Below are 24857 nucleotides of genomic sequence, written 5' to 3'. Positions count from 1 at the left end.
AATGCTAACTACCCCGCGCGATTTACGAAGTCCGTAAATGCGCGCAGGTTGTCGAGGGATTCGCCGCGCTTGACGCGCCACTCCCACTCGCGGCGGATGGCCGAGCCGAAGCCGATCTCCAGCATCGGGTCGAAGCTCTCGTCGGCGTAGGTCAGCACCGCGCCGAGCAGGCGGTCGAGCTCGTCCTCGGTGACCGCGTGCAGCGGCAGCCGGCCGACCAGGTAGACGTCGCCGTTGGCGTCGACGCTGAAGGCGACGCCGTACATGCGGGCGTTGCGCTGCAGCAGCCACTCCCACAGCGCCTCGCGGTTCTCGTCGGGGTGGCGCATGACGAACGCCTCGATGCGCAGCGCGTGCTCGCCGACGATGAGGTTGCAGTTGGTCTTCTGCTTGTGCGTGCCGGGCAGGGTCACCACGTAGGCGTGGTCGCCGGTGCTCTCCCAGGCGATCTCGCGCTCGGTGGCGACCCGCTCGATGAGGGCGGCGATCTCCGGCTTCGCGGTCACGCCGCCACCGCCTCCCGGTGGAACGCCAGGGCGTCGCGATAGGCGGCGAGCAGGCCGCTGGCCGTGTGGGCCCAGGAGAACTCGCGGGCGTGGCTGACCGCGCCGAGCGACAGCGCCGCGCGCCGGGCCGGCTCGGCCAGCAGGGGTCCGAGGACCGCCGCCCAGTCGGCCGGGCGGTGGGTGTCGACGAGGAGGCCGGAGACGCCGTCGCGCACGGCGGTGGCGAGGCCGCCGACGCGGGCCGCGACGACCGGGGTGCCGCACGCCTGCGCCTCGATCGCGACCAGCCCGAACGACTCGTTGTAGCTGGGCACGGCGACGACGTCCACGGCGCGGAACAGGTCGGCGAGCGAGTCGCGCGACTGTGGCGGCAGGAAGCGCACGATGTCGGCGATGCCGAGGGCGCGGGCGAGGTCCATGAGTGCGGTGGGCCGGTCCAGGCCGGAGCCGCTGGGGCCGCCGCAGATGACCACGAGCAGCTTCGGGTCGCTGGCGTGCAGCTCGGCGGCGGCGCGCAGCAGCACGTCGGGGGCCTTGAGCGGCTGGATGCGCCCGGCGAAGGCGACCACGTGTGCGTCCAGCGGCAGGCCGAAGCGCTCGCGGGCGGCGCGCTTGCGGTGCGGGCGGGGCGTGAAGCGCTCGAGGTCGACACCGGGCGGGACGACGCTGACCTTGCGCGGGTCGGCGTCGTAGAGCTTGATGAGCTCCTCGGCCTCGGCCGGCGTGTTGGCGACGAGGCCGTCGGCCGCGGCGACGACCTGCTCCTCGCCGATCACGCGGGCCTTGGGCTCGGGCTTGTCGCCGTCGGCGAGCAGGTGGTTCTTGACCTTGGCCAGGGTGTGCGCGGTGTGCACCAGCGGGACGCCCCACCGGTCCTTGGCGAGCCACCCGACCTGGCCGGAGAGCCAGTAGTGGGAGTGCACGAGGTCGTACCAGCCGTAGGGCCGGGCCGCCTCGGCGCGCAGCACGCCGCCGGTGAACGCGCACAGCTGCGCGGGCAGGTCCTCCTTCGCCAGCCCCTCGAACGGCCCGGCGATCACATGGCGCACGTGCACGCCGGGCGCCATCTCGACGACCGGGGGCAGCTCGCTCGTGGTCGCGCGCGTGAAGATCTCCACCTCGACGCCGGCCCGGGCCAGGCGCTGGGCCACCTCGACGATGTACACGTTCATGCCGCCGGCGTCACCGGTGCCCGGCTGGTCCAGCGGCGACGTGTGCACCGACAGCGTGGCGACGCGCCTGGGCAGGGAACGGCGGGCCTGCGGGGTATGGCCGTGCAGCGAGTCGACCCGCGCCACGTCGTGCTCCTGTCTGTTGCCGGGGGGTTACATCCTCCCAACCGTCCATGTTCCCTCGCGGGCGGCCGTCTACCCACCGTTGCGTTCGTCACTGACTTTCGGGCCCTTTCGTGCAGGATGGCCACATGTCTACTCGTATCGCTGTTGTGACCGGCGCCTCCAGCGGCATCGGGGCCGCCACCGCCCGCCGGCTGGACGCCGAGGGTTTCCACGTCGTTGCCGTCGCGCGCCGCGAGGACCGGCTCAACGACCTGGTCGCCGGGCTCAAGTCGGCGACCGCAGTGGCGGCCGACGTGACCTCCGACGAGTCCGTCGCCGCCCTCGCCGAGGCCGTCGGCGCGCTGGACGGCACCGTGGAGCTGCTGGTCAACAACGCCGGCGGGGCCATCGGCGCGGAGACGGTCGAGCAGGCCGACCTGGGCGACTGGCTGTGGATGTTCGACGTGAACGTCCTCGGGACCGTGCGGGTCACCAAGGCGCTGCTGCCGCTGCTGGAGCGCTCGGGCCGGGCCACCATCGTGGTGCTGAGCTCCACCGCCGGGCTGGTCGTCTACGAGGGCGGCGGTGGGTACACGGCCGCGAAACATGCACAGACCGCCGTCGCCGAGACGCTGCGCCTGGAGCTCAACGGCCGCCCGATCCGCGTCGTGGAGATCGACCCCGGCATGGTGCGCACCGACGAGTTCGCGCTCAAGCGGTTCGAGGGCGACGCGCAGAAGGCCGCCGCGGTGTACGCCGGCGTCGCCGAGCCCCTCGTCGCCGAGGACATCGCCGACTGCATCGCGTGGACCGCGACCCGCCCGCACCACGTCAACATCGACCGCCTCGTGGTGCGCCCGCTCGCGCAGGCGGCCCAGCACAAGGTGCACCGGGTCCTGTAGGGCGACGTGAAGCCGGTCGGGTCGATCACACGGGGCACCACCAACCCCAACCGCCTGCGCCGGGTCGACAACTGGATCGCATCGACGCTCGGCGGCACCCTGCGCCGGGCGGCGGACCCGCTCGTGGTCGACCTCGGCTACGGCGCCTCGCCGATCACCGCGATCGAGCTGCACGCCCGCCTCGGCGTGCCGGTGGTCGGCCTGGAGATCGACCCGGCCCGGGTGGCCGCCGCCCGGCCCTTCGCGACGGAGGGCCTCGACTTCCGCCTCGGCGGCTTCGAGCTGGCCGGGCTGCGGCCCACGCTGGTGCGCGCATTCAACGTCCTGCGCCAGTACGACGAGGTCGACGTGCCCGCCGCATGGGCCGCGATGACGGCGACGGGCGCGCTGCTCGTCGAGGGCACCTGCGACGAGCTAGGCCGGCTCGCCGCGTGGGTGCTGGTCTCCCCCGCCGGCCCGCGCAGCCTGACCCTGGCCGCCCGCCTCGCCACGCTCGACACGCCCGGCACGCTGGCCGAGCGGCTGCCCAAGGCGCTCATTCACCACAACGTCCCCGGCGAGCGCATCCACGCGCTGCTGGCGGCCCTGGACGCGGGCTGGCAAGCGGCGGCGCCGCTGTCGGTGTTCGGGCCGCGGCAGCGCTGGCGGCGGGCCGTCGAGTCGGCCCGGGAGGCGGGCTGGCCGGTGCTCGACCGCCCGGCCCGCTGGCGGCTGGGCGAGGTGACGGTGCCGTACTCGGCCGTGTCACCTGGCTGACCGGATCGCGGGCTCGGCGCGCCGCGGACGCATCGGCCGGTGCCCTAATCTTGTTGGCTATGAGCAAACCTCAGCTCACCAAGGACATCTGGCTCGCGGCACTGCGCGCCGAGGGCGACGCATTCCGGGCCGCCCTCAACAGCGGCACGCCCATCGAGGCGCCCGTGCCGAGCTGTCCGGGCTGGAGCCTCGGCGAGCTCGCGTGGCATCTGAGCCTGGTGTACACCTACGTCGCCGGCCACGTCGCCCGAGGCGTGCTCGACCGGCCGGAGCCGCGGCGCACCGATCCGCCGCCGGAGGGCGTTGACCCGGCGACGGCGTGGAACGACGCGTTCACCGAGGTCGTGGCGGCGCTCGACGCCGTCGATCCCGACCTGCCGGCCTGGAACTTCGCGCCACAGGCGAAGAAGGCGTCGTTCTGGCACCGGCGCATGGCGCACGAGACGGCGATCCACCGCTGGGACGCGCAGATGGCCGGCGGGCTGGCCGAGCCGATCGAGGCGCGCCTGGCCAGCGACAACGTCACCGAGGTCCTCGACTCGTGGCTGCCCTCGGGGCGGCGCAGCGGCCCCGAGGACCGCGCCGGCATGATCGCGCTGCACGCCACGGACGTCGATCAGGTGTGGTACGTCAGGCTGCGCGGCGCCGGCCTCGCGCTGCTCGACACCGACACCCTGCTCGACGACGACGACCACCACGAGCGCGCGACGGCGAGCGGCCCGGCAAGCGACCTGGCGCTCGCCCTGTGGGGCCGGGTCCCCTTCGACACGCTGCTGGTCAGCGGGGACGGGACCCTTCTACGAGGCCTGCTGGCGTAACGGGCGGCACCGCGTCGATGTTGAGGCCCAGCAGCCGCCGGGTCATCAGCGTCGCGCCGCTGACCGCGGCGGGCACGACGATGATCGCGACGATCGGCAGCAGCAGGACCAGGAACACCGGGATGCCGAAGCCGAGCGCCATCGACCGGTTGGCCCGCAGGATCTTGCGCCGGTCGCGCAGCCGCAGCCCGCGGCGGTTGAACGGGATGCCGGTCAGCTCGACGGTGATCAGCCACCCGCCGACGATCGCGTTGAGCACCGGGACCACGGTCTGGCCGACGACCGGGACGAACCCGAGCAGGAACAGCGGGATGGCGATCACGATGCCGAGCGTGATCAGCCGGATCGAGTCCACGAGGTTGGGCCACAGCGTGCGGTACCACGGCAGGTTGACCGCGCCGGGCGTGCCGCCGAGCCCCTCCTCGATGCGCTCGGAGATGACCTCGTAGAACGGGTCGCCGATGAGCAGGGTCAGCGCGGTGAACGTGAGCGCCGAGATCAGCGCCGCCACCACGAGGACGCCGGCGCCCGCGCCGACCTCGACCAGCCGCCGCCATCCGTCGGACCAGTCGTCGGCGAACCAGGTCAGCGCGGAGGCGATCTCGTCGATGTACAGGATGAGGAAGACCCACCCGACGACGAACAGCGCGCACGTGATGACCGCCGGAATGGCGCCGAGCAGCAGCAAGCGGGGGTTGGCGCCGTAGCGCTTGAAGCCCCGGCCCAGCAGCCGCAGCCCGGTGACGAAGTCCGATCCCGCCGTCTTCACCTGTCCCTGTGCCACAGGCACGCAGCCTACCGGTGCGACGCCAGCCCGTGGCGATACGCATAGGCGACCGCCTGCGCCCGGTCCCGCGCGTCGATCTTGGCCAGCAGGTGGTTGATGTGGCTCTTGACCGTGCCCTCGCTGATGTGCAGGCGCCCGGCGATCTCGAGGTTGGACAGCCCGGCCGCGATCAGCCCGAGCACCTCGGCCTCGCGCGGCGTGAGCCCGTCGGGCGGCGGGCCGGGCGGCGCGGCGACGGCGCCGGGCTGCGCGATGGCGTTGAGCAGATGGTGTTGTACCGCAGGATCGATCGCCGCACCGTCGTCCAGGACCCGGAAGAGCGCCTCGCGGATCTCCTCACCGCCGGCCTCCTTCGTCAGGTAGCCGCGCGCGCCGGCGCGCAACGCGTCGAGGACCGAGCGGTCGTCGGAGTACGTGGTCAGGACGATCACGCGGACGTCCGGCGCCCGCTCCCGCAACCGCCGGGTCGCCTCGACCCCGTCGCAGCGCGGCATGCGCAGGTCCATGAGGACGATGTCGGGCCGCAGCCGCTCCGCGAGGGTCACCGCCTCGGCTCCGTCGGCGGCCGCGCCGACGACGTCCACGTCGGGCAGCAGCCCGAGCACGAGCGCGAGCCCCTCCCGGACGACCCGCTGGTCGTCGGCGACGAGCACCCGGATCGCCACTAGGCCGGAACCTCCAGCTCCACACGGAAGCCCGTGTCCGTCGGGGCGGCCTGCAGGGTGCCGCCGAGCAGCTCCGCACGCTCCCGCATGCCGGTCAGACCGTATCCGATGCCGGGGCTCGGCGCGGGCGGCGGCTCGCCGAAGTCCTCGACGGTCAGCCGGACGGCGTCGGAGTGGTACTCCAGCCGCACCGCGACCCGCGACGGCCGCGCGTGCTTGGCCGTGTTGGTCAGGGCCTCCTGCGCGACGCGGTACACGGCGAGTTGGGCGGGCGACGGCAGCGCCCGCTCCGGGCCCTCCTGATCGAACGCGCACGGCACGCCGTGGTCGCGGGCGAAGCCGGCGGTCAGCGCGGACAGGCTCGGCAGGTCGGCATCGCGCAGCAACCCGATCGCGCGGCGCGCCTCGTCGAGCCCGGCCCGGCCCAGCTGCTGTGCCCGCTCGAGCGCGGCGGGCAGCCGCGGGTCGTCGGGCGAGCGGGCGGCGAGCAGCCGGGCGCCCTCCAGCTGCAGCATGAGGCCGGACAGCGAGTGTGCGAGCACGTCGTGCATCTCGCGGGCCAGCCGCTGCCGCTCGGCGAGGCGGGCCGCCTCGGCCTGCGCGGCGCGGCCCCGCTCGAGCTCCTCGACCAGGCGCTCGGCCTGCCGGTTGGCCTGGCCGAGGCGGGTGGCGAAGACGAGCATGCCGTAGAAGGCGCCGACCATCACCGCGTCGAGCACGGCGGAGGTCAGCGGCTCGTGCCGGGCGGCGGTGACCGCGACGGCCAGCAGCACCAGCGACACGACGATCACCGGGACCCAGATGTGCCCGCGCAGCACCGGCGCCAGGAACGACAGGCCGACGAAGATGCCGGCCACGCCGACGCCGTCGGGCTGCAGCCACACCAGCGCGGCCGAGGCGGCCAGCAGGGCGGCCACGCAGGCGATGTGCGCGCGGCGCGGCCCCCTCCGGGTGGCGCCGGCGCCGGACAGGGCCAGGGTGGTCACGGCGCCGGCGCCGGACAGCACGAAGGCGATCAGGGCGATCAGCACCGGCCGGCCGGACCCGGACAGCGCCGGCGTGGGTTCGCTGGTGCAGGCCGACCACACGACGACGGCCATGACCAGCGGTGCGAGGGGGCGCAGCCAGCGCACGACGGCGGCGTGCTGTGCCCGCCCCGCGTCGAGGGCGGCGAGCGCGGATGTGTTGTCACCGGCCACGGGCCCATTCAACCCGCCCGGCGGGCCGGCCACATCCAACCGTGGTTGGAGACGCCGTCTCTACCGCCGCGCCGATGCGCGCGGAGGCCCGCCGCGGCGAGCCTGTACGGCATGCGAACCCCACGAATCCTGGCCGCCGGCTACTTCGGCCTCAGCCTGCTGACCCTCGCCGTGATCATCGTGCTGCGCCACCACGCCGCCGTGGTGAACGAGGCGGTGTGGGTCCGCGGCTCGATCGTCGTCGGCAGCGCCGCGCTCACGAACGTCTTCGCGCTGCGCGGCGACGTGCGCCGCCTGCGGATCGTCTCGATCGTGATGACGATCGCGATCGCCGTCATCGTCGCCGTGCCGGGTCCGTTCCCGCTGTGGCTGAAGCTCGAACAGGTCGTGTGCGGCCTGCTCCTGCTCGGCGTGATCCTCACCCTGCCCCGCGGCGCCCGCCGGCTCCGGACGTCGCCGTCAGGAGAACAGGAGACGAGCCGGTAGGTACGCCAGCACCGCGATCAGGGCGGCGCCGGGGAAGGTCAGCACCCAGCCGATGACGATGTTGCCGGCGACCTGCCAGCGCACGGCCGAGAGGCGCTTGGTCGCGCCGACGCCCATGATGGCCGAGGTGATGGTGTGCGTGGTCGAGATCGGCAGGCCCAGCTGCGAGGTGGTGAACAGCACGCCGGCGGCGACCGTCTCGGCGGCGAAGCCCTGCGGCGGGTCCAGGTCGATGACCTTGCGGCCCAGGGTGCGGATGATGCGCCAGCCGCCGGAGTACGTGCCCAGGGCCAGCACCGTCGAGCAGGCCAGGAACACCCACTCCGGGATGTCGTTCGTGCTCGACTGATAGCCGCCGACGTAGAGGGCGAGCACGATGATGCCCATCGTCTTGGCCGCGTCCTGCATGCCGTGACCGACGGCCATCGCGGCGGCCGAGACGGTCTGCGCCCGGCGGAAGCCGCGGTTGAGCCGGCGCGGGTTGCCGCGCCGGAACAGCCACGCGAGGGCCACCATGAACACGGCGCCGAGCACGAAGCCGGTCAGCGGCGAGGCGACCATCGGCACGATGACCTTGTCGAAGATGCCGGACCACAGCACCTTCGCGTCGGCGCCCAGCCAGGCGGCGCAGAGCGCGGCGCCGACGAGGCCGCCGAAGAGCGCGTGCGTGGAGGAGGACGGCAGCCCGTAGTACCACGTGATGAGGTTCCAGGCGATGCCCCCGACGACGCCGGCGAAGACGACGCCGAGACCGGTCAGGCCGCTCGGCGGGGCGATGATCCCGCCGCCGACCGTCTTGGCGACGTGGCCGCCCAGATGTGCGCCGATGAAGTTGCCGAGCGCGGCCATGATGAGCCCGGCTCGCGGGCTGAGGGCCCGGGTCGACACGGACGTGGCGATGGCGTTGGCGGCGTCGTGGAAGCCGTTGGTGTAGTCGAAGATGAGCGCCACCACGACGACGGCGAGGACGGCGGCAAACTGCGAGCCGATGGTCAGGACTCCTTGACCACGATGGTCTCAATGGTGTTCGCCACGTGCTCGAAGGCGTCGCAGGCCGCCTCGAGCTCGTCGACGACCTCCTTCATCTTCAGCACCGTCAGCGCGTCGTACTCGCCGGAGAACAGGCGCACGAGTGCCATGCGGTAGGCGCTGTCGCCCTCGTTCTCCAGGCGGTTGCACTCCACCCAGTACTGCTCGAGATCCTTCATCGACTTCAGCCGCGGGATCGCCTCGGCGGTGAGGCGGGACTGCTGGTCGAGCACCTTGACGATCTCGTGGATCTCGCGCGGCAGGGCGGGCAGCTTGGTGAGGCCGTAGAGATACAGCAGGCTGCCGACCGCCTCGAGGTGGTCCATCACGTCGTCGAGCTGCGAGCCGAGCCGGTAGATGTCCTCCCGGTCGAACGGCGTGATGAAGCTCGAGTTGATCTTCTTGTAGAGCTCGTGGGTGATCGCGTCGCTGTCGTGCTCGACCTCGACCAGGCGCTCGCTCACCGACGCGACGTCCACACCGGGCAGCGCGAGCTCGGAGAGCAGGTCCGTGCCCTTCACGAGGTTTTGCGCAGCGCGGCTGAAGAACTCGTAGAACGAATCGTCGCTGGGACGCAGCCTGAACCGCACAGTAAACCTCGAAACATCAGCAGGAAGCCCGGGAAACGCTTGAACCGAGAATGCTAAGTCTCCTTGCGCGTGATTGCCGCACCGCGGCCCCTCGCCGGTTGGCGGTTCATCTTACGTTCACCCATGATTCAACTCCACCGGGGTCGCCCGTTCCGTTGCGTACCGGACCGGTGCCGCACGGTGCTCGTAGGTCCGCCGCGCCGGGCGGCACAGGAACCGGGCTCCAGCGAGCGGGTTGCCGGCGACACGCGTGGCCGGCGGGTCAGCACCGTCCGGCCGGACGTCGGCGCCGGCAACCCGCTCGCCGTGAGGCCCACGATTCCGGCGGCAGCGGAGGCCAAGGCGTCGTGCGTGGCCAAAATGGCATTTAACGCGCATTTCGCACGCTGGTTGAATTGGGTGTGTGACGGACGCGTTTTTCGAGCACCGCGGGCACCTTTTCGGCGTCGCGTACCGGATGCTGGGCCGGCGGGCCGACGCCGAGGACGCGGTGCAGGAGGCGTGGCTGCGCTACCAGGCCGCGGACACCTCCGCCGTCGAGGACCTGCGCGCCTGGCTGACCACCGTCGTCGGCCGGCTCTGCCTGGACCAGCTGCGCTCGGCGCGGGTGCGGCGGGAGGCCTACGTCGGGCCGTGGCTGCCCGAGCCGATCATCGAGCGGATGCCGGACGAGGGCGCCGACCCCGCGGAGACGGTGGCGCTGGCCGAGAGCGTCAGCTTCGCGCTGCTGCTCGTCCTCGACGCGCTGGGCCCGGAGCAGCGGGTCGCGTTCGTGCTGCACGACGTCTTCGGGGTGCCCTTCGCCGATGTGGCGAGCACCCTTGGTACCACCGCGGAAAATGCACGGCAGCTGGCCTCGCGCGGCCGTCGGGCGGTCGCGGCGGGCGAGCGGCGGCACACCACCGACCGGGCCCGCCAGGCCGAGGCGCTCGCCGCCTTCACCGCCGCGGCGCGCGACGGCGACCTCGACGCGCTGGTCAAGGTGCTCGCGCCGGACGTCGTGGCGCTCGGCGACGGCGGCGGCCTGGCCTCGGCGGCCCGGCGGCCGGTGCTCGGCGCGGACGCGGTCGCCCGGCTCGTCGCCGGGCTCTTCCGCCGCGCCGAACGCGACGGCTGGACGATCGAGCCGGTGCTGGTCAACGGCGACCTGGGCCTGCTGGTCCGCGGCGGCGGCGCCCTGATCGCCGCGACCACGCTCGCGGTGGACCCCGACGGGCGGATCACCGGCGTCTACAACCAGCTCAACCCGCAGAAGCTACCCGACGAGCTTTAGCCAGCGGTGGCACGCCGTGCCGAAGGGCTCGCGGCGGTCGGCGACGGCCGACATCAGCCAGTCGGCGCTGGCCCGGGCCTCGGCGATGACGTCGGCCGGGTAGGAGTAGCGGATCTGGTGCGCGGCGAACTCGTCCTCGTCGGCCAGGATCACCTCGCCGCTGCGGCGGCGGATCACGTCGAGGTCGAGGTCGATCGCGGTGACCTCGGTCTCGCTCGGCCAGTGCGCGACCGTCGTGATGTCGCAGTAGATGTCGACGCGGTGCGGCTCGGCGTTGAAGCACGCCGTCCACCACGCGTCGCGGGGGAAGAGCAGCACGTGCGGGGACTCGACCGGGCCCGTCGAGGTGGTGCCGCGGTGCACCGGGGTGCCCGTGCCCGCGCCGAGCCAGATGCCGTGCTCGTCCTCGCCGAGCAGGTCGGTCTCGTAGTTCCAATGCAACGATCCGTCGAACTTGCGCCAGACCACCCGGACACGCTTCATGGGAAAAGATTCTGTCGTACGCAGGGGGTAGCGTGCTCGAACGTGACAGCCTCCCCTCAGACCCGTCGCGCCCGACCGGAAGTGATCGACCTGCTCGGCGCCGCCGTCGGCGCGGTGCCCGACGGCGCCGAGCGCCCCGGACAGCAGACGATGGCCAAGGCGATCGAGACGGCGGTCGAGCGGGAGGAGCACCTGCTGGTCCAGGCAGGCACAGGCACCGGCAAGTCGCTGGCCTATCTGGTGCCCTCGCTGCTCGTCGAGGGGCCGGTGGTCGTGTCGACCGCCACACTCGCCCTGCAGTCGCAGCTCGTCGACCACGACCTGCCGCGCCTCGCCGACGCCGTCGAGCCGATGCTGGGCCGGCGCCCGACCTTCGCCGTGCTCAAGGGCCGCCACCACTACGTCTGCCTGGCCCGCCTGGAGGGCACGTCGGCCGAGGAGCCCGACGACGGGCTGTTCGACGTCGGCGAGGCCAAGCCGACGAAGTGGCTCGGGGAGGCGGGCCGGCTCGGCAAGCAGATCGACCGGCTGCGCGACTGGGCGATGGAGACCGAGACCGGCGACCGCGACGAGCTCGACCCCGGCGTCGACGACGGGGCGTGGAAGCTTGTCTCCATGCCGGCCCGCGAGTGCGTCGGCGCACAGCGCTGCCCCTACGGCGCCGAGTGCTTCGCCGAGGCCAGCCGCGCCCGGGCCCGCGAGGCCGACATCGTCGTCACCAACCACAGCCTGCTCGCCGTCGACATGCTCACCGGCCGGCAGATCATCCCTCCGCACGAGCTGCTCGTCGTCGACGAGGCGCACGAGCTTGCCGACCGGGTCAGCTCCGCCTCGCAGGCCGAGCTGACGCCGGAGCTGCTGGAGCGGGCCGCCCGACGGTGCCGGCCCTATGTCGACGACGAGGTCGCCGACCGGCTCATGGAGGCCGGCGACGTGCTCACCGTTGCGCTGGCCGAGGTGCCCGCCGGCCGGGTCGTCGGCGCCCTGCCCGATGTGCTGCTGGAGGCGCTGACGCTGCTCGACGGCGGCGGGCGCAAGACCGTCGAGGCGATCGGCGAGGTGCGCGCCGACGACGCCGACCCGGTCCGTAAGCAGCAGGCCCGCACCATGGTCGCCGACCTGACGAAGATCGCGCAGCGCATGATCGCCAACGCCGAGCACGACGTGACCTGGGTCGAGCGCGACGAGCGCGGCCGGCGCGCCGTCGTCATCGCGCCGCTGTCGGTCGCCGGCACGCTGAGCACCCACCTGTTCAGCGAGCGCACGGTCGTGGCCACCTCGGCGACGCTGGCCCTCGGCGGGCAGTTCGAGACCGTGGCCCGCGCCCTCGGCCTGCCCGTCGCCGTGGAGCGCCCCGTCGAGGCCCCCACGCCGGCCGAGGAGGCCCGCGCGGCCGTCGTGCGGGCCGACGAGGCCCGCGACACCGCCGGGCTCGCCTGGACGTCGCTGGACGTCGGCTCGCCGTTCGACTACGCCAAGCAGGGCATCCTCTATGTCGCGGCGCACCTGCCGAAGCCGCAGACGTCGGGCCTGTCCGAGCCCGCCGCCAACGAGATGGTCGAGCTCGTGCAGGCGCTCGGCGGGCGGGCACTGGGCCTGTTCTCCTCGCGCAAGGCGGCCGAGCGCGCCGCGGAGGTGCTGCGCGCCCGCACGCCCGGCATCACGATCCTGCTGCAGGGCGAGGAGGCGCTGCCGATCCTGGTCCGCAAGTTCCGCCAGGACCGCAACAGTTGCCTGCTCGGGGTCATGTCGCTGTGGCAGGGCGTGGACGTGCCCGGCGACGCCTGCCAGCTCGTCATCATCGACCGCCTGCCGTTCCCGCGCCCCGACGAGCCGCTGTCCGCGGCCCGCTCCGACGCCGTGCAGGCCGCCGGCGGCTCCGGCTTCGCCGCGGTGAGCGTCCCGATCGCCGCCGTGCGCCTGGCGCAGGGCGTCGGCCGCCTGATCCGCTCGCGGGCCGACAAGGGCGTCGTGGCGGTCCTCGACTCGCGGCTGGAGCACGCGCCGAGCTACGGCCCGTTCCTGCGCAAGTCGCTCCCCCCTTTCTGGTACACCACGAAGCCCGACGTCGTCCGCGGCGCCCTGCAGCGCCTGGCCACCTCGTAGCGGCGGCTAACGGTACGAGTCGCGACGGGGCAGGCCCATCTCGGCGCGCAGGCCGTTCTCGGTGTATTCGAGCGGGTGCCGCGGGTCGAGCCGGTCCTGCTCGTCGATCGGCAGCCCCACCGCCTGGCGCTCGACGACCTTCGTGTCGTCGGGCGCCTTGGAGTTGCGGTAGTCGCTCCAGTCGTCGGTGCCGTGGTCGTAGTCGTAGACGTGGGCCATCTCGTGAAACAGCACCACCACGGGTGGCATGCGCAGTCCGCTGGGCAGGTCCTGGAAGGCCGGGTTGTACTGGATGACCGTGCGGCTGTCGACAGGGACCGGCGCGTAGCCGTTGTGGTCGGTGGTCGGCTCGATGCTCAGCGGCGCGCCGCTGTCGTGCAGCGCGGCCAGCATCGCGCGGCCGTCCGGCGAGGCGGCCAGCAGCTCCAGGTCGGCGCGCACCCGCTGCCGGTACTCCTCGTCGCCGCCGATCCGCACCCAGTCGACGAGGTCGCCGCCGGTCGGGGTGGCGACGAGCCGCTCGGCGCAGCCGGATGCGTCCTCGCCCTGCCCGTAGACCGTGTCGCCGTCACCGTCACCGTCGACGGTGTCGCGGCCCTCCCCCGTGTACAGCGCGTCCGCGCCCTCCCCGCCGTCCAGCAGGTCGTCGCCGGAGCCGCCGGAGAGCACGTCGCGGCCCGCGCCGCCGTCGAGGCGGTCGGCGCCGGCGCCGCCCTCCAGGTAGTCGGCACCGTCGTCGCCGAGCAGGGCGTCGTCGCCGCCGAGGCCGTAGAGCGTGTCGCCGCCGGAGCCGCCGGTGATCGTGTCGCCGCCCGCGCCGCCGTCGAGGTAGTCGTTGCCGTCGCCGCCCAGCAGGACGTCGGCGCCCTCGCCGCCGCGGTCCGACTCGTTGCCGTGGCTGCCCCAGAGCAGGTCGTCGCCGGCGCCGAGGTCGGCACCCTCCTCGGTGTCCTTGCGCGCGGCCCCGTGCGGGTCGAGCGGGCCCAGGCTGACCCGGTCGTCGCCGGCGCCGGCCCGGACCAGGTCCGCGCCCTGGCCGGCGATGATCCGGTCGTCGCCGTCGCCGCCGTCCAGCCGGTCGTCGCCGTCCCCGCCGAGCACCGTCGCGCCCGCCCGCGAGGTCACCGACACGGTGTCGGCGCCCGCGCCGGTGCGCAGCACGAGCCGGGTGCCGGCCGGGATCGCCACCCGCTCGCGGCCCAGGACCACGTAGCCGTCCTCGACGATCACGGAGTCGGCCTCGGCGCCGGTCTGCACGACGAACAGGTCCCCGACGCGCTGCCAGTCCAGGCCCGTCTCCGTTGGCGGCGTCCACACCGGTATCACCCCGGTCAGCCGCAGTGTCCATTCGTCGCCGAGCATCCGCCAGGCGGCCCTGGCGCGGGCGAGCGCGGCGTCCTGGTCTGCCAGGCCCCGCTCCACGTCGGCCCGCACCGCGCCGGCGGCGTCGATCGCCGCCCGGACGGCGGCGGCCTGCCCCTCGTCGGCCGGCCGGAACGTCACGGTCCCGCCGCCGCGGCGATGCGCCACCGCGCCGGCCACCCGCTCCCAGGCCCGGTCGAGCTGCTCCTGGCCGCCGCGCAGCAGAGCCCCCGCCCCGGCCAAGGCGGCCGCGGTGTCCTCGGCCGCCCGGGTCAGCTCCTCGAGGCTCTCGGCGAGGTGGCGGTACTGCGCCCGGTACCCCTCGGCCGCCGCTCCCTGCCACGCGCCACCGACGACGGGCGCCGCGGCGCGATCGAGGGTCTCGCCAGCCGACCGCGCATCGGCCCCGATCCCCCGCCACGCCAGCGCGGCCCGGCCGAACGCCTCGGGCCGTGCCGCGAGGTCCCAGACGTCGGCCACGTCGATCTGGTCGGCGGCCCTCATGCGGGCGCCCGCCGCGAGCCGTCGAGCCGGCGGCCGGACCGCTCGTCGGCCGCGCGGTAGGCGAACGCCGCCTGCAGCAGGCGGTCGGCGTCGCCCTCCAGGATGTCCACGTGGTCGCGCACGGCCGTCTCGGCGGCCGCGCGCGCCTCCCGCGCGGTCCGGGCCGTCGCGTCCGACGCGCGTGTGTTGCCGAAGGCGGCGGCGGCCGGGACCAGGTCGCGCAGGCCGGAGCGGTAGTGGGCGCCGAGGTCGTCGGCGGCGGTCAGGCAGGCGTCGGCGAGCCCGATCAGCGCGTCGGGCTCGGCCCGGACTTCGTCAGACATACGGCGGACGGTAGCGACGCCGGGACGCTGCGTCCGCCCCGTTCAGCCTTCAGTTGGAATAGTCAAGTCCGATAATTCCGGAAATGTCGTCAAGTACGCGCAGAATGCCCAGCGTCTCCGACAGCGGGACCAGCGGGCTCTCGAGCAGGCCCGAGCGCAGGCAGCTGTGCACCTCGGCGGCCTCGAACTGGTAGCCGCGGCCCTCGTAGGGCAGCTCGAACACCTCGGCCGCGCCGTCGCGCCACAGCGTGAAGGAGGCCGGGTGGAAGAAGTCGCGCTCGACCTCGATGCGCCCGAGCGTGCCGGTGACCGCGCCGCGCCGCGGGGTGTCGCCGAACAGCGAGCAGGTCAGCGCCGCGACCGCGCCGCCGTCGTAGCCGAACAGCATCCCGGTGTTCTCGTCGACGCCGCCGTCGCTCATCCGCGCCCAGGCCTGGACCGTCGCCGGCGTGCCGAGGAAGAGGTGCGCAAACGTCACCGGGTAGATGCCCACGTCGTAGAGGGCGCCGCCACCGAGGCGCCTGTCGCGCAGCCGGGAGGTCTCCGGAAACGGGCCGTGCATGCCGAAGTCGGCGTGCACCGACACCGGCTCGCCGATCGCGCCGTCGCGCACCAGCTCGACCATCTTGCGGATCGCCGGGATGCAGCGCATCCACATGGCCTCCATGAGGAACACGCCGCCGGCCCGCGCGGTCTCGATCATCTCCTCGGTCTCGGCGACCGCGAGCGTGAACGGCTTCTCGCACAGCACCGCCTTGCCGGCCCGCAGTGCCAGCATGGTGGCCTCGTAGTGCGCGCTGTGCGGCGTGGCGACGTAGATCGCGTCCACGCCCGGGTCCTCGACAAGGGCCTGCCACGAGCCGTGCGCCCTGGCCGCGCCGTGTTCCCGGGCGAACCTTTCCGCGGATTCGGTACTGCGAGAGCCGACCGCCGCCAGCTCCGCATCCGGCAACAGCCGGAGGTCCTCGGCGAACGTGGCGGCAATGGAGCCGGTCGACAGGATGCCCCAGCGGATGCGATCGCTCATGCGACGTAGCTTAGGCAGGTGAGCAGATCAGCAACCGATGGCCCGGGCGAGGCTCATCGCCGCCCCGCCGGCGTCTCCGACAAGACCGTCGAGGCCCTGGGCAAGCTCAGCGAGGCCCTGGAGACGGTGGAGCGGGCCCGCGGCCGCCTGTACGACCTGCACCAGCTGATCGGCCACGCCGACTTCATGCTCGACGAGGCGGTGGACCTGTTGCGCGCGGCCGGGCACGACGACCTGGCCGAGCGGGTCGGCACCGAGCTCCTCGGGCGCAACGTCATCGAGGGCCGCTGGACGTTCCAGCTCGTCGAGGAGTTCGACGACGGGTACTACGCGCTGTTCCGCGAGCTGGACCGCACCGCCCGCGAGCAGCTCGTCGGCGGGCGGCGGCACCTGTACGAGGCGGAGATGAAGGAGCGCCGGCGCACCCACGGCCGTCCGGGGCACGAGGCGACGCCGTAAGTTGGGCTGATGGTCGAGTTTCAGCTTCCGCCCGCCCTCGCCGAGCAGGCCCGGCGCTTCGCCGAGCGCGGCGGCGTGCCCGTGGAGCCGCGCCTGGCCAGCACCGTGGTGCTGCTGCGGGAGCCGTTCGAGGCCTACCTGATCCGCCGGGTGGCGACGATGACGTTCGCGGCGTCGATGTACGTCTTCCCGGGCGGCGGCGTCGATCCGCGCGACGCCGCGGTCCACCCGGGCTGGGCCGGGCCGGCGCCGCGGGACTGGGCGGCGCGGCTGCGGCTCGAGGAGTCGGTCGCCCGCTCGGTCGTGTGCGCGGCGGTGCGCGAGGTCTTCGAGGAGTCCGGCGTCCTGCTGGCCGGCCCCGACCCGGACACCGTGGTCGGCGACGTGAGCGGGCCGGACTGGGAGGAGGCGCGGCTGGCGCTCATCGCGCGGGAGCTGGGCTTCGCCGAGTTCCTCGACCGCAACGGCCTGGTGCTGCGCAGCGACCTGCTGGTGCCGTGGTCGCGCTGGATCACGCCGGAGTTCGAGCCCCGGCGCTTCGACACGTACTTCTTCGTGGCCGTGCTGCCGAAGGGGCAGGTGCCGCGCGACGTGGGCGGCGAGGCCGACGACACCGTGTGGTGCGCGCCGGGAGAGGCCGCCGACGGGCGTTACACGATGCTGCCGCCCACGCAGTACACATTGCTGGAGCTCGCCGGTGCGGGCGGCATCGACGCGGTTCTGGCGGCGGCGCCGGCCCGGAACCCGGCCGACGCCATCCGCCCCACCGCGTGATCGGCGATCAGCCGAAGCGGCCCGTGATGTAGTCCTCGGTCTTCTTCACCGAGGGGTTGGTGAAGATCTTCGCCGTGTCGTCGTACTCGATGAGCCGGCCCGGCTCCCCGGTCTTGTCGATCGAGAAGAAGCCGGTGCGGTCCGACACACGGGCCGCCTGCTGCATGTTGTGCGTGACGATCACGATCGTGTACTGGTTCTTCAGCTCGGTGATCAGGTCCTCGATCGCGAGCGTCGAGATCGGGTCGAGGGCCGAGCAGGGCTCGTCCATCAGCACGACCTGCGGCTCGACCGCGATCGTCCGGGCGATGCACAGGCGCTGCTGCTGACCGCCGGACAGGCCCGCGCCGGGGCGACCCAGCCGGTCCTTGACCTCGTTCCAGAGGTTGGCGCTGCGCAGCGCCTTCTCCGCCGTCTCCTCCAGCACCGACTTCTTGCGCACGCCGTTGAGGCGCAGGCCGGCGACGACGTTCTCGAAGATCGACATCGTCGGGAAGGGGTTGGGCCGCTGGAACACCATGCCGATCATGCGGCGCACGGCCGTGACGTCGACGTCACGGTCGTAGATGTTCTGCCCGTCGATGAGGAGCTGGCCCTCGATGCGCGCGTTGGGCAGGACCTCGTGCATCCGGTTAATGGACCGCAGGAAGGTGGACTTGCCGCAGCCCGACGGCCCGATCAGCGCGGTGACCGACTTGGGCTCGATCGTCATCGAGACGGAGTCGATCGCCTTGAACGACCCGTAGTACGACGTGACGCCGTGAGCTTCGATCCTTTTTGCCATGGGGGGCGCTCCAGTGATTATCGGGCGAGCTTGTTACGGCGGGCGAGCAGCTTCGCCGCGACGGTCAGTACCAGGACGAGCACGACCAGGGTGAGGGCCGCCGTCCAGGCCCGCCCGGGAGCGAACTCCGAGGCGACGCCGGCCTGCTCGAAGATGAACAGGGACAGCGAGGACTGGTTGCCGCTGAACACATTGAAGTTGATCGAGTTGAGACCACCGGCGACCAGCAGGACCGGCGCCGTCTCCCCCGCGGCACGCGCTACCGCGAGCATGACACCGGTGACGATGCCCGGCAACGCCGTCGGGAGCACGATGCTCGTGATCGTCTTCCACTTGGGCACGCCGAGCGCGTAGGAACCCTCGCGCAGCGCACCCGGCACCAGCCGCAGCATCTCCTCGGTGGAGCGCACCACGGTCGGCAGCATGAGCACGCTGAGCGACAGCGCGGCGGCGAAGCCCGAGTAGGCGGCCTTGCCGTCGTTCCAGAGCGGGGTGATGGTGAACACCCAGAACGACAGGACGAAGAGGCCGGCCACGATCGACGGGATGCCCGTCATGACGTCGACGAAGAAGCGGATCGCGTTGGCCAGGAAGCCGCGGCCGTACTCGACGATGTAGATGGCGCCGAGGATGCCCAGCGGCACCGTGATGAGCGTGGCGATGCCCGCCTGCTCCAGGGTGCCGACGATGGCGTGGTAGGCGCCGCCCTTCTCGTCGAAGGCGCCGATGTTGTTCATCGACGTCTGGAAGAAGTTCCCGTCCAGGCGCTTGCTGCCCTTGGTGATCAGCGTCCAGACCACGGAGAGCAGCGGCAGCAGGGCCAGGACGAACGCGCCGTAGATCAGCACGGTGGCCATGCGGTTGCGCGCCGAACGGCTGCCCTCCACGATGGTCGCCGCGATGCCCATGAAGGCCACGAACAGGATCGCCGCCACGACGCCGGTCAGCACCATGCCGCCCGCGCCGGTGAGGTTGATCAGCACGAACGACACGGCGATCGCCGCGACGACCACCACGGCCGCCGTCCACGCCGGAAGGGACTTGGTCCGCAGCTGGCGCGCGTCGGTCACGCTCAGGCGGGAGGGGGACTCGACGGCCATTACGCAGACCCTCCGACGAACTCACGGCGCCGGTAGACGATCGCGCGAGCGCCCATGTTGACGATCAGGGTGATCACGAACAGCACGAGACCGGAGGCGATGAGGGCGCCGCGACCGAGGTCGTTGGCCTCACCGAACCGGTTGGCGATGTTCGAGGCGATCGTGATGCCGCCGGGGCCCAGGAAGTCGAAGTTCACGGCGAAGACGCTGCCCAGCGTGAGTGCGAGGGCGATGGTCTCGCCGAGGGCGCGGCCCAGGCCGAGCATGACCGAGGCGATGATGCCGGCGCGGCCGTACGGCAGGACGGCCGTGCGGATCATCTCCCACTTGGTCGAGCCCAGTGCGAGCGCGGCCTCCTGGTTCTCCGGCGGGGTCTGCAGGAAGACCTCGCGGGACAGGGACGTGACGATCGGGAGGATCATGATCGCCAGGACGACCGAGCCGAGCAGCACCGACTTGCCGTAGGGGCCGCCGCTGCCGAAGATCGGCAGCCAGCCGAACACGTCGTGCAGCCACTTCGACAGGTCCGTGATGGGCTCGTAGAAGTAGTCGCGGCCCCAGAGGCCGAACACGACGCTGGGCACGGCGGCGAGCAGGTCGATGACGAAGCCGAGCGTGGTGGCCACCCGCCGGTGCGCGTAGTGCGACAGGCACAGTGCGATGCCCAGTGCCACCGGCACCGAGATCAGCAGCGCCAGGGCAGCGGTCAGGACCGTGCCGAACACCGTGGCGGCGATGCCGAACTTCGGCTGGTCGCCGTCGGTGAACCACTCCTTGTAGGTGAAGAAGTTGACCGTGTCCTTGTTGATGGCTGGGATGGCCTTGACGACCAGGAAGACGGCGATCGCCGCGATGATGACGAGCACCATCGAGCCGGCGGCCGTCGCGGTCCCGCGGAAGAACATGTCACCGCTGAACCGCTTGCGCGGCGGAAGACCACCACCTCCGCCGGGCGAACCGGCGGAGGTGGAGGGCAGAGTCTGCTGGCTCAACGAGTCTTCCTGTCAGGCCAGGTTCTTGATCGAGGACTCGACCTTGGCGCGGACCGTCTCCGGCAGCGGGGCGTAGCCCAGCTTCTCCAGCGAGCCCTGGCCTTCGGCGCTGACCGTGTAGCCGAGGAAGCCCTTGATCAGCGCGAGCTTGTCGGTGGCGCTGCCCTTGCTGCAGACGATCTCGTAGGTCACCAGGACGATCGGGTAGGCCCCGGCCTCCTTGGTGGCGTAGTCGATCGAGAGCTTCAGGTCGTCACCGGTGCCGGTGACCTTGGCGCCCGCGATGGTCTTGCCGGCCGCGTCGGCGGTCAGCGAGGCGTACTCGCCCGAGCCGTTGTAGATCTTGGCGGTGCTCAGCGAGTTGGCCTTGGCGAACGACCACTCGACGTAGCCGATCGAGCCGGCCGACTTCTTCAGGGCCGCGGCGATACCGTCGGAGCCCTTCTCGGCCTGGCCGCCCTGGGCCTTCCATACCTTGTCCTTGCCGGCGGTCCACGCGCTCGGGGCGACCGAGGTCAGGTAACCGGTGAAGTTGTCGGTGGTGCCCGAGGAGTCCGAGCGGTGCACGGCGAGGATCGGGGTCGACGGGAGCGTGGCGCTCGGGTTGTCGCCCTTGATGGCCGCGTCGTCCCAGGTCTTGATGGCGCCGCTGAAGATCTTGGCCAGGGTCTCCGGCTTGAGCTGGAGGTCCTTGACGCCGTCGACGTTGTACGCGATCGCGATCGGACCGGTCACCATCGGGAGGTTGAGGGCCGGGGCGCCACCGCAGCGAGCGGCGGCCTTGGTCGCCTCGTCGCCGTCCTTCAGCGCCGAGTCCGAGCCCGCGAAGTCGGCCGTGCCGCCCGAGAAGGCGGTGATGCCGGCGCCGGAGCCGGTGCCCTGGTAGTCGACCTTGGCACCCGAGCACTTGGACTGGTAACCCTTGATCCACTCGTCCATCGCGTTCTTCTGCGCGGTCGAGCCCTGAGCCGTAAGAGAGCCGGTGGCACACGCAACGGTGCTGCCGGCCGGGGCGCTGCCACCGTTGGTGGCGGCGGGGGTGGGTTCGTTGTCCGAGCCGCACGCGGCGAGCGCGAGCGTCGCGGTGATCGCGATGCCGGCGATGAGGCCGTGCCGCTTGAGGTTCACTGCGGTCCCTTCGTCGGGAATGTACCGAGACTTCCGTTTCCTGGGGAGGTGCCCGGAAGGCCGACGCGGGTCGTCGACTGGAAGGGACGCTAAGAGGGCGAGGTAACCACGCCTCTGGAGAAGGGTGAACGTGGGGTGAACAGGTGCCGGGCCGCAGATGACGCCTGGTCGGAGGCGAGTTGTCCATTGGGTGAACTGCCCAACGGTGATGCGGGCTGTCCGTTTTGCGGCGCGACGTCCGTCACAGCGAGCGCTGGAACGACACGTCGTTCGACCACCGGACGAACCCCAGCCGCGTGTACAGCGCCAGGGCCCGCGTGTTGCTCTCGTCCACGTACAGCATGACCTGCGCAAGCCCGCGGCCGCGAAGGTGCCACAGCCCGGCGAGGGTCAGCGCCTTGCCCAGCCCGGCGCCGTGCGCGTCGGGCGCCACGCCCAAAACGTACACCTCGCCGATCGGCTCATGTGCATGCGGCTCCTCGCCATCATGCGGGTGCGTGTGCTCCTCGCCGTGGACCTTGGTCCAGTGGAAGCCCAGCAGCCGGCCGTCCTCGGCCTGCGCCAGCAGGAACCCGGCCGCCTCGAACCACGGCTCCCGGATCCGCACGTGCAGGTCGTCCAGCGTCCACTTGCCCTGCTCGGGGTGGTCGGCGAACGCGGCGTTGTTCAGCGCCAGCCACGCCTCGTCGTCCTCGCCCGGCCGGAACGCGCGCAGCGTCACGTCCGCGGGGAGCGCGACCTCCTCCAGCGGCGCGAACAGCGAGCGGCGCAGCTGCAGCAGCACCCGGGCACGGTCGAAGCCGAGCCGGATCGCCAGCGCCGAGGCCGACGGGTGGTCGCCGTGCGCCCACAGCCGCAGCCGGCCGTCGGCGCGCTCGTCGGCGACGGCCATGGCCGCGCTGACCAGGGCGCGCCCGAGCCCCCGCCGGCGTTGCAGCGGGTGCACGACCAGCTCCGCCGAGGCGCCCTCGACGGCGTCGGTGGTGTCGACGTGTGCATAGCCGACGATCTGGCCGGCCGTCTCATCGAGGGCCAGCAGGTGTACCGCAGGAGCCTCGCCACCGTGCCGGAGGTGCAGCACGACATGCTCGGACAGCGGCAGCGCGCCGTCGGTGTCGCCCGCCGCTTTCATCAGGGCCAGGACCTGCTCGACCTGCTCGGATGAGAGGTGCTCGACGCGCTTGACCGTGGGCGATGGGATCATCGCTTCAGGGTATGCCCTCGCCCCGTAACTTATGGAAAGGCCTTAGACCCTTACCGGCTCACCGTCGTGCAGCGGGCGCGCGGGCGGGACGACGAACTTGTAGCCCACCTGGCGCACCGTGCCGATCATCGACTCGTACTCCGAGCCGAGCTTCGCCCGCAGCCGCCGCACGTGCACGTCGACCGTGCGGGTACCGCCGAAGTAGTCGTAGCCCCAGACCTCGCGCAGCAGCTGGTCGCGGGTGAACACCCGGCCCGGGTGCTGCGCCAGGAACTTCAGCAGCTCGAACTCCTTGTACGTCAGGTCGAGCGGGCGCCCCTTGAGCTTCGCGGCGTAGGTGTCCGGGTCGATGGACAGCTCGCCGGCCTTGATCATGCCGCCGGACGCGGCCGCGGCGGAGTTGAGCCGCCCGACCGCCAGGCGCAGCCGCGCCTCGATCTCGGCGGGCCCGGCCGAGGCCAGGATGACGTCGTCGACCCCCCAGTCGGCGTGCAGCGCGACGAGGCCGGCCTCGGTGACGACGGCCAGCAGCGGCACGCCGAGCCCGGTGGCGTGCAGCATCCGGCAGGTGGCGCGGGCGTCGGCGAGCTCGGTGCGCGCGTCGACCACGACGGCGTCCGGGCTGGGCCCGCTCACGAGCGTGCGGACATCACGGGGGGCGGTGCGCACCGTGTGGGGCAGCAGGTCCAGGCCCGGCAGCACCACCTGGCCCGCGGGCGCCGCGGTCAGCAGCAGAATCTCCACGAGTCACCTCCGTGGCCGCGGCGCACTGATTTCCCTCGGGCGCTGTGGCGCCCCTGGCACAGGGCGGCGGCTCGTTTCCGTCCCGGCAACTCTGACGGGCGATAGTCGGTCTATCCCGAACGAGAATATCTGAGTACTCACGTTTTGAGACCCGTCGAACCGCAGTTCGAGACAGTCGGCTGAGCCACATCCCACCATTTGCGCCAACATGGTATGCGCGCGCGAGTTGCATTTCGTGCGCCCGGCACCCCGCCCGTCATCCCGCCCGTCATCCCGCCGCGCCCGGATCCGGCCCGTTCTGGCACGATCGGTGCGTGCCCGCAACCCCGTCACCCGCCGAGGACTTCGGCGCCTGGCCCCCCGCCGCCGGGTCGGCCTCCCGTCGCCGTCGCCGCGACGAGCCCGGCCCCGACGGCGGCAGCGCCGGCCGTGGCGGTCCGGCGCGGTCCGGCCGGGAGCGCCCCGCCCGTGAGCGGCGAGCCCCGGCGGAGGCGGACGACCAGCCGCCCGGCGAGCCGGACGACGAGTCCCCCGAGGACGACGCCGCGCTGCCCAGGGTCCGCCGCCTGGTGTCACTCGGCGTGGCCGGCTTCGCCGCGCTGGTGGCGATCTCCCTGATCGTCGGCGCACAGACCTCCCACGAGTCCTACGCGGTGATCGTCTTCGGCGTGCAGGCCCTGTTCGTCGGCGTCTGGACGATCGCGAGCCGCCCGCCCGCTCCCGGTGTGGTCGGCGCCGTGGGCATCGCCGTCGCCATCGGCACCGACGTGGCCTCCGTCCTGACCCGCCCCGCGTCCCTGGCGCCGCTGGCCTACGTCACCGCGGCCGGCTTCATCATCGGGGTGGTCGGCCAGCTCACCCGCCCGGCGGGCCGCCAGCGCGTCACCGAGTCGCTGGGCTCGTCGCTCGTGGTCACGCTGGGCGTGGTCTCCTTCGCGAGTCTCGTCGTGCTCGGCCGCAACGCACACGGCACGCAGGCGATCGTCGCCTGCCTGGCCTCGGCCGGCCTGGCCCTCTTCATCGCCCGCTTCGCCGACGCGATCGCACCCCTGCCGCGGATCGCTCCGCAGATCCCGCGCGGCGGCGCCGGCGTGGTGCTCGGCGCGATGGTCGGCACCGCGGCCGCGGGCGCGATCGGCAACTACCTGGACGGTCTGAGCCCGCTGCCGAGCGCCCTGGCCGGCCTGGCGACGGCGATCGTCGCGGTCATGGTCGACCTGTCGGTCGGTTACGCCGAGGCGAGCCGCATCATCGACGGCGACGAGCCGACGCTGTGGCTGGCCCGCCACATCCAGGGCCCGATCGGCGCGATCGCCTTCGCCGCCCCGGCCGCGTACGTCGCCAGCACCCTGCTCCTCTTATAACAAGCCGCTTATAACAAGCCGCACGCTCCACGGGTCCGGCGAACCAGTCCACAGCATTCAATGCGCCACCATGCCCGATTTATCACCCGAAAGGCGAAAAAGTAGGGTATCCAGTGTGCCCGCGGTCAACGGGTTGGCGAAAAGGCGTGCGCGCGTCGGCGCGGGGCTTGCAGGGAGTGTCCAGGCTTGGGCGGCATCATTGGCGCAGCGCGATC

Annotated in this window: 26 protein-coding genes; 9 read left to right on the top strand and 17 right to left on the bottom strand. The window is 72.4% G+C overall.

The features are described from left to right. Positions 1–8: 8 nt before the first annotated feature. Positions 9–506, bottom strand: coding sequence for a type III secretion system chaperone family protein (locus ABD901_RS10545; RefSeq protein WP_345123885.1), 498 nt, complete (start codon positions 504–506; stop codon positions 9–11). After that, a complete protein-coding gene (gene mshA / locus ABD901_RS10540; protein ID WP_345123883.1) occupies positions 503–1804 on the bottom strand; it encodes a D-inositol-3-phosphate glycosyltransferase in 1302 nt (433 codons plus the stop codon). Before mshA ends, ABD901_RS10545 begins: the two co-directional genes overlap by 4 nt. Positions 1805–1929: 125 nt before the next feature. On the opposite strand from mshA, the gene ABD901_RS10535 reads away from it, so the two are divergent. From ABD901_RS10535 to ABD901_RS10525, 3 genes are read left to right on the top strand one after another with little or no spacing between them, the layout of a single operon-like run. After that, positions 1930–2685 carry an SDR family oxidoreductase gene (locus tag ABD901_RS10535; protein ID WP_345123881.1) on the top strand — a complete coding sequence of 252 codons (756 nt, stop codon included), beginning with the start codon at positions 1930–1932 and terminating at the stop codon, positions 2683–2685. Between the two features lie 6 nt (positions 2686–2691). Beyond that, complete coding sequence (locus tag ABD901_RS10530; RefSeq protein ID WP_345123879.1) at positions 2692–3441, top strand: class I SAM-dependent methyltransferase; 750 nt, start codon at positions 2692–2694, stop codon at positions 3439–3441. A 59-nt stretch (positions 3442–3500) separates the two neighbouring features. Next, positions 3501–4259, top strand: coding sequence for a maleylpyruvate isomerase family mycothiol-dependent enzyme (locus ABD901_RS10525; protein ID WP_345123878.1), 759 nt, complete (start codon positions 3501–3503; stop codon positions 4257–4259). Here ABD901_RS10525 and ABD901_RS10520 read toward each other — a convergent pair. The 3 genes from ABD901_RS10520 to ABD901_RS10510 are packed head-to-tail and all read right to left on the bottom strand — an operon-like array spanning position 4219 to position 6910. Further along, complete coding sequence (locus ABD901_RS10520) at positions 4219–5043, bottom strand: EI24 domain-containing protein (protein ID WP_345123875.1); 825 nt, start codon at positions 5041–5043, stop codon at positions 4219–4221. The genes ABD901_RS10525 and ABD901_RS10520 overlap by 41 nt on opposite strands. An 11-nt stretch (positions 5044–5054) precedes the next feature. Beyond that, entirely contained in the window at positions 5055–5711 is a 657-nt protein-coding gene (locus tag ABD901_RS10515; protein ID WP_345123873.1) for a response regulator, read from the bottom strand. After that, positions 5711–6910 carry a sensor histidine kinase gene (locus tag ABD901_RS10510; protein ID WP_345123871.1) on the bottom strand — a complete coding sequence of 400 codons (1200 nt, stop codon included), beginning with the start codon at positions 6908–6910 and terminating at the stop codon, positions 5711–5713. The genes ABD901_RS10515 and ABD901_RS10510 overlap by 1 nt, the downstream gene beginning before the upstream one ends. Positions 6911–7021: 111 nt before the next feature. On the opposite strand from ABD901_RS10510, the gene ABD901_RS10505 reads away from it, so the two are divergent. Next, positions 7022–7396: a hypothetical protein gene (locus tag ABD901_RS10505; protein WP_345123869.1), complete on the top strand. Its 375-nt coding sequence runs from the start codon at positions 7022–7024 to the stop codon at positions 7394–7396. Here ABD901_RS10505 and ABD901_RS10500 read toward each other — a convergent pair. Both ABD901_RS10500 and ABD901_RS10495 read right to left on the bottom strand, forming a co-directional pair. Beyond that, positions 7370–8386 (bottom strand): inorganic phosphate transporter, encoded by a 1017-nt coding sequence (locus ABD901_RS10500; RefSeq protein WP_345124586.1) that lies wholly within the window; start codon positions 8384–8386, stop codon positions 7370–7372. The two genes, ABD901_RS10505 and ABD901_RS10500, sit on opposite strands and share 27 nt — an antisense overlap. 2 nt (positions 8387–8388) lie before the next feature. Further along, positions 8389–9015: a DUF47 domain-containing protein gene (locus ABD901_RS10495; protein ID WP_345123867.1), complete on the bottom strand. Its 627-nt coding sequence runs from the start codon at positions 9013–9015 to the stop codon at positions 8389–8391. Positions 9016–9418: 403 nt separating this feature from the next. On the opposite strand from ABD901_RS10495, the gene sigJ reads away from it, so the two are divergent. Then, a complete protein-coding gene (gene sigJ, locus ABD901_RS10490; RefSeq protein WP_345123865.1) occupies positions 9419–10288 on the top strand; it encodes an RNA polymerase sigma factor SigJ in 870 nt (289 codons plus the stop codon). Here sigJ and ABD901_RS10485 read toward each other — a convergent pair. Continuing rightward, the gene (locus ABD901_RS10485) at positions 10271–10771 is read right to left on the bottom strand and encodes a DUF402 domain-containing protein (protein ID WP_345123863.1); all 501 of its coding nucleotides are present in this window, start codon (positions 10769–10771) and stop codon (positions 10271–10273) included. The genes sigJ and ABD901_RS10485 overlap by 18 nt on opposite strands. Between ABD901_RS10485 and ABD901_RS10480 the strand changes: the two genes are divergently transcribed. After that, positions 10724–12877: an ATP-dependent DNA helicase gene (locus ABD901_RS10480; RefSeq protein ID WP_425556676.1), complete on the top strand. Its 2154-nt coding sequence runs from the start codon at positions 10724–10726 to the stop codon at positions 12875–12877. The genes ABD901_RS10485 and ABD901_RS10480 overlap by 48 nt on opposite strands. A gap of 6 nt (positions 12878–12883) precedes the next feature. Here the strand turns inward: ABD901_RS10480 and ABD901_RS10475 are convergent, their stop codons facing one another. From ABD901_RS10475 to ABD901_RS10465, 3 genes are read right to left on the bottom strand one after another with little or no spacing between them, the layout of a single operon-like run. Further along, the gene (locus ABD901_RS10475) at positions 12884–14743 is read right to left on the bottom strand and encodes a M91 family zinc metallopeptidase (protein WP_345123861.1); all 1860 of its coding nucleotides are present in this window, start codon (positions 14741–14743) and stop codon (positions 12884–12886) included. Beyond that, complete coding sequence (locus ABD901_RS10470; protein ID WP_345123858.1) at positions 14740–15066, bottom strand: type VII secretion target; 327 nt, start codon at positions 15064–15066, stop codon at positions 14740–14742. Before ABD901_RS10470 ends, ABD901_RS10475 begins: the two co-directional genes overlap by 4 nt. Positions 15067–15115: 49 nt before the next feature. Continuing rightward, entirely contained in the window at positions 15116–16093 is a 978-nt protein-coding gene (locus ABD901_RS10465; protein WP_345123856.1) for a Gfo/Idh/MocA family protein, read from the bottom strand. Positions 16094–16111: 18 nt separating this feature from the next. On the opposite strand from ABD901_RS10465, the gene ABD901_RS10460 reads away from it, so the two are divergent. Both ABD901_RS10460 and ABD901_RS10455 read left to right on the top strand, forming a co-directional pair. Beyond that, positions 16112–16552 carry a hypothetical protein gene (locus ABD901_RS10460; protein WP_345123854.1) on the top strand — a complete coding sequence of 147 codons (441 nt, stop codon included), beginning with the start codon at positions 16112–16114 and terminating at the stop codon, positions 16550–16552. A 9-nt stretch (positions 16553–16561) separates the two neighbouring features. Continuing rightward, positions 16562–17326 (top strand): NUDIX hydrolase, encoded by a 765-nt coding sequence (locus ABD901_RS10455; RefSeq protein WP_345123852.1) that lies wholly within the window; start codon positions 16562–16564, stop codon positions 17324–17326. 7 nt (positions 17327–17333) lie between these two features. Here the strand turns inward: ABD901_RS10455 and pstB are convergent, their stop codons facing one another. The 6 genes from pstB to ABD901_RS10425 form a co-directional block, all read right to left on the bottom strand. Further along, a complete protein-coding gene (gene pstB / locus ABD901_RS10450) occupies positions 17334–18110 on the bottom strand; it encodes a phosphate ABC transporter ATP-binding protein PstB (RefSeq protein WP_345123850.1) in 777 nt (258 codons plus the stop codon). 17 nt (positions 18111–18127) lie between these two features. Continuing rightward, positions 18128–19210, bottom strand: coding sequence for a phosphate ABC transporter permease PstA (gene pstA / locus ABD901_RS10445; RefSeq protein WP_345123848.1), 1083 nt, complete (start codon positions 19208–19210; stop codon positions 18128–18130). Next, complete coding sequence (gene pstC, locus ABD901_RS10440) at positions 19210–20115, bottom strand: phosphate ABC transporter permease subunit PstC (protein ID WP_345124583.1); 906 nt, start codon at positions 20113–20115, stop codon at positions 19210–19212. Before pstC ends, pstA begins: the two co-directional genes overlap by 1 nt. Before the next feature lie 99 nt (positions 20116–20214). Continuing rightward, complete coding sequence (gene pstS / locus ABD901_RS10435; protein WP_345123846.1) at positions 20215–21330, bottom strand: phosphate ABC transporter substrate-binding protein PstS; 1116 nt, start codon at positions 21328–21330, stop codon at positions 20215–20217. Positions 21331–21571: 241 nt separating this feature from the next. Next, complete coding sequence (gene mshD / locus ABD901_RS10430; protein ID WP_345123844.1) at positions 21572–22534, bottom strand: mycothiol synthase; 963 nt, start codon at positions 22532–22534, stop codon at positions 21572–21574. A gap of 42 nt (positions 22535–22576) precedes the next feature. Then, positions 22577–23278, bottom strand: coding sequence for a winged helix-turn-helix transcriptional regulator (locus ABD901_RS10425; RefSeq protein ID WP_345123842.1), 702 nt, complete (start codon positions 23276–23278; stop codon positions 22577–22579). Positions 23279–23592: 314 nt separating this feature from the next. Between ABD901_RS10425 and ABD901_RS10420 the strand changes: the two genes are divergently transcribed. Then, positions 23593–24642 carry a hypothetical protein gene (locus ABD901_RS10420; RefSeq protein WP_345123840.1) on the top strand — a complete coding sequence of 350 codons (1050 nt, stop codon included), beginning with the start codon at positions 23593–23595 and terminating at the stop codon, positions 24640–24642. Positions 24643–24857: the final 215 nt, after the last annotated feature.

The organism is Dactylosporangium darangshiense (genome assembly GCF_039537565.1).
Taxonomy (GTDB): Bacteria; Actinomycetota; Actinomycetes; order Mycobacteriales; family Micromonosporaceae; genus Dactylosporangium; species Dactylosporangium darangshiense.
Note: the sequence above shows the minus strand (reverse complement) of the source record. Positions and strands in the feature narration are given on the sequence as shown.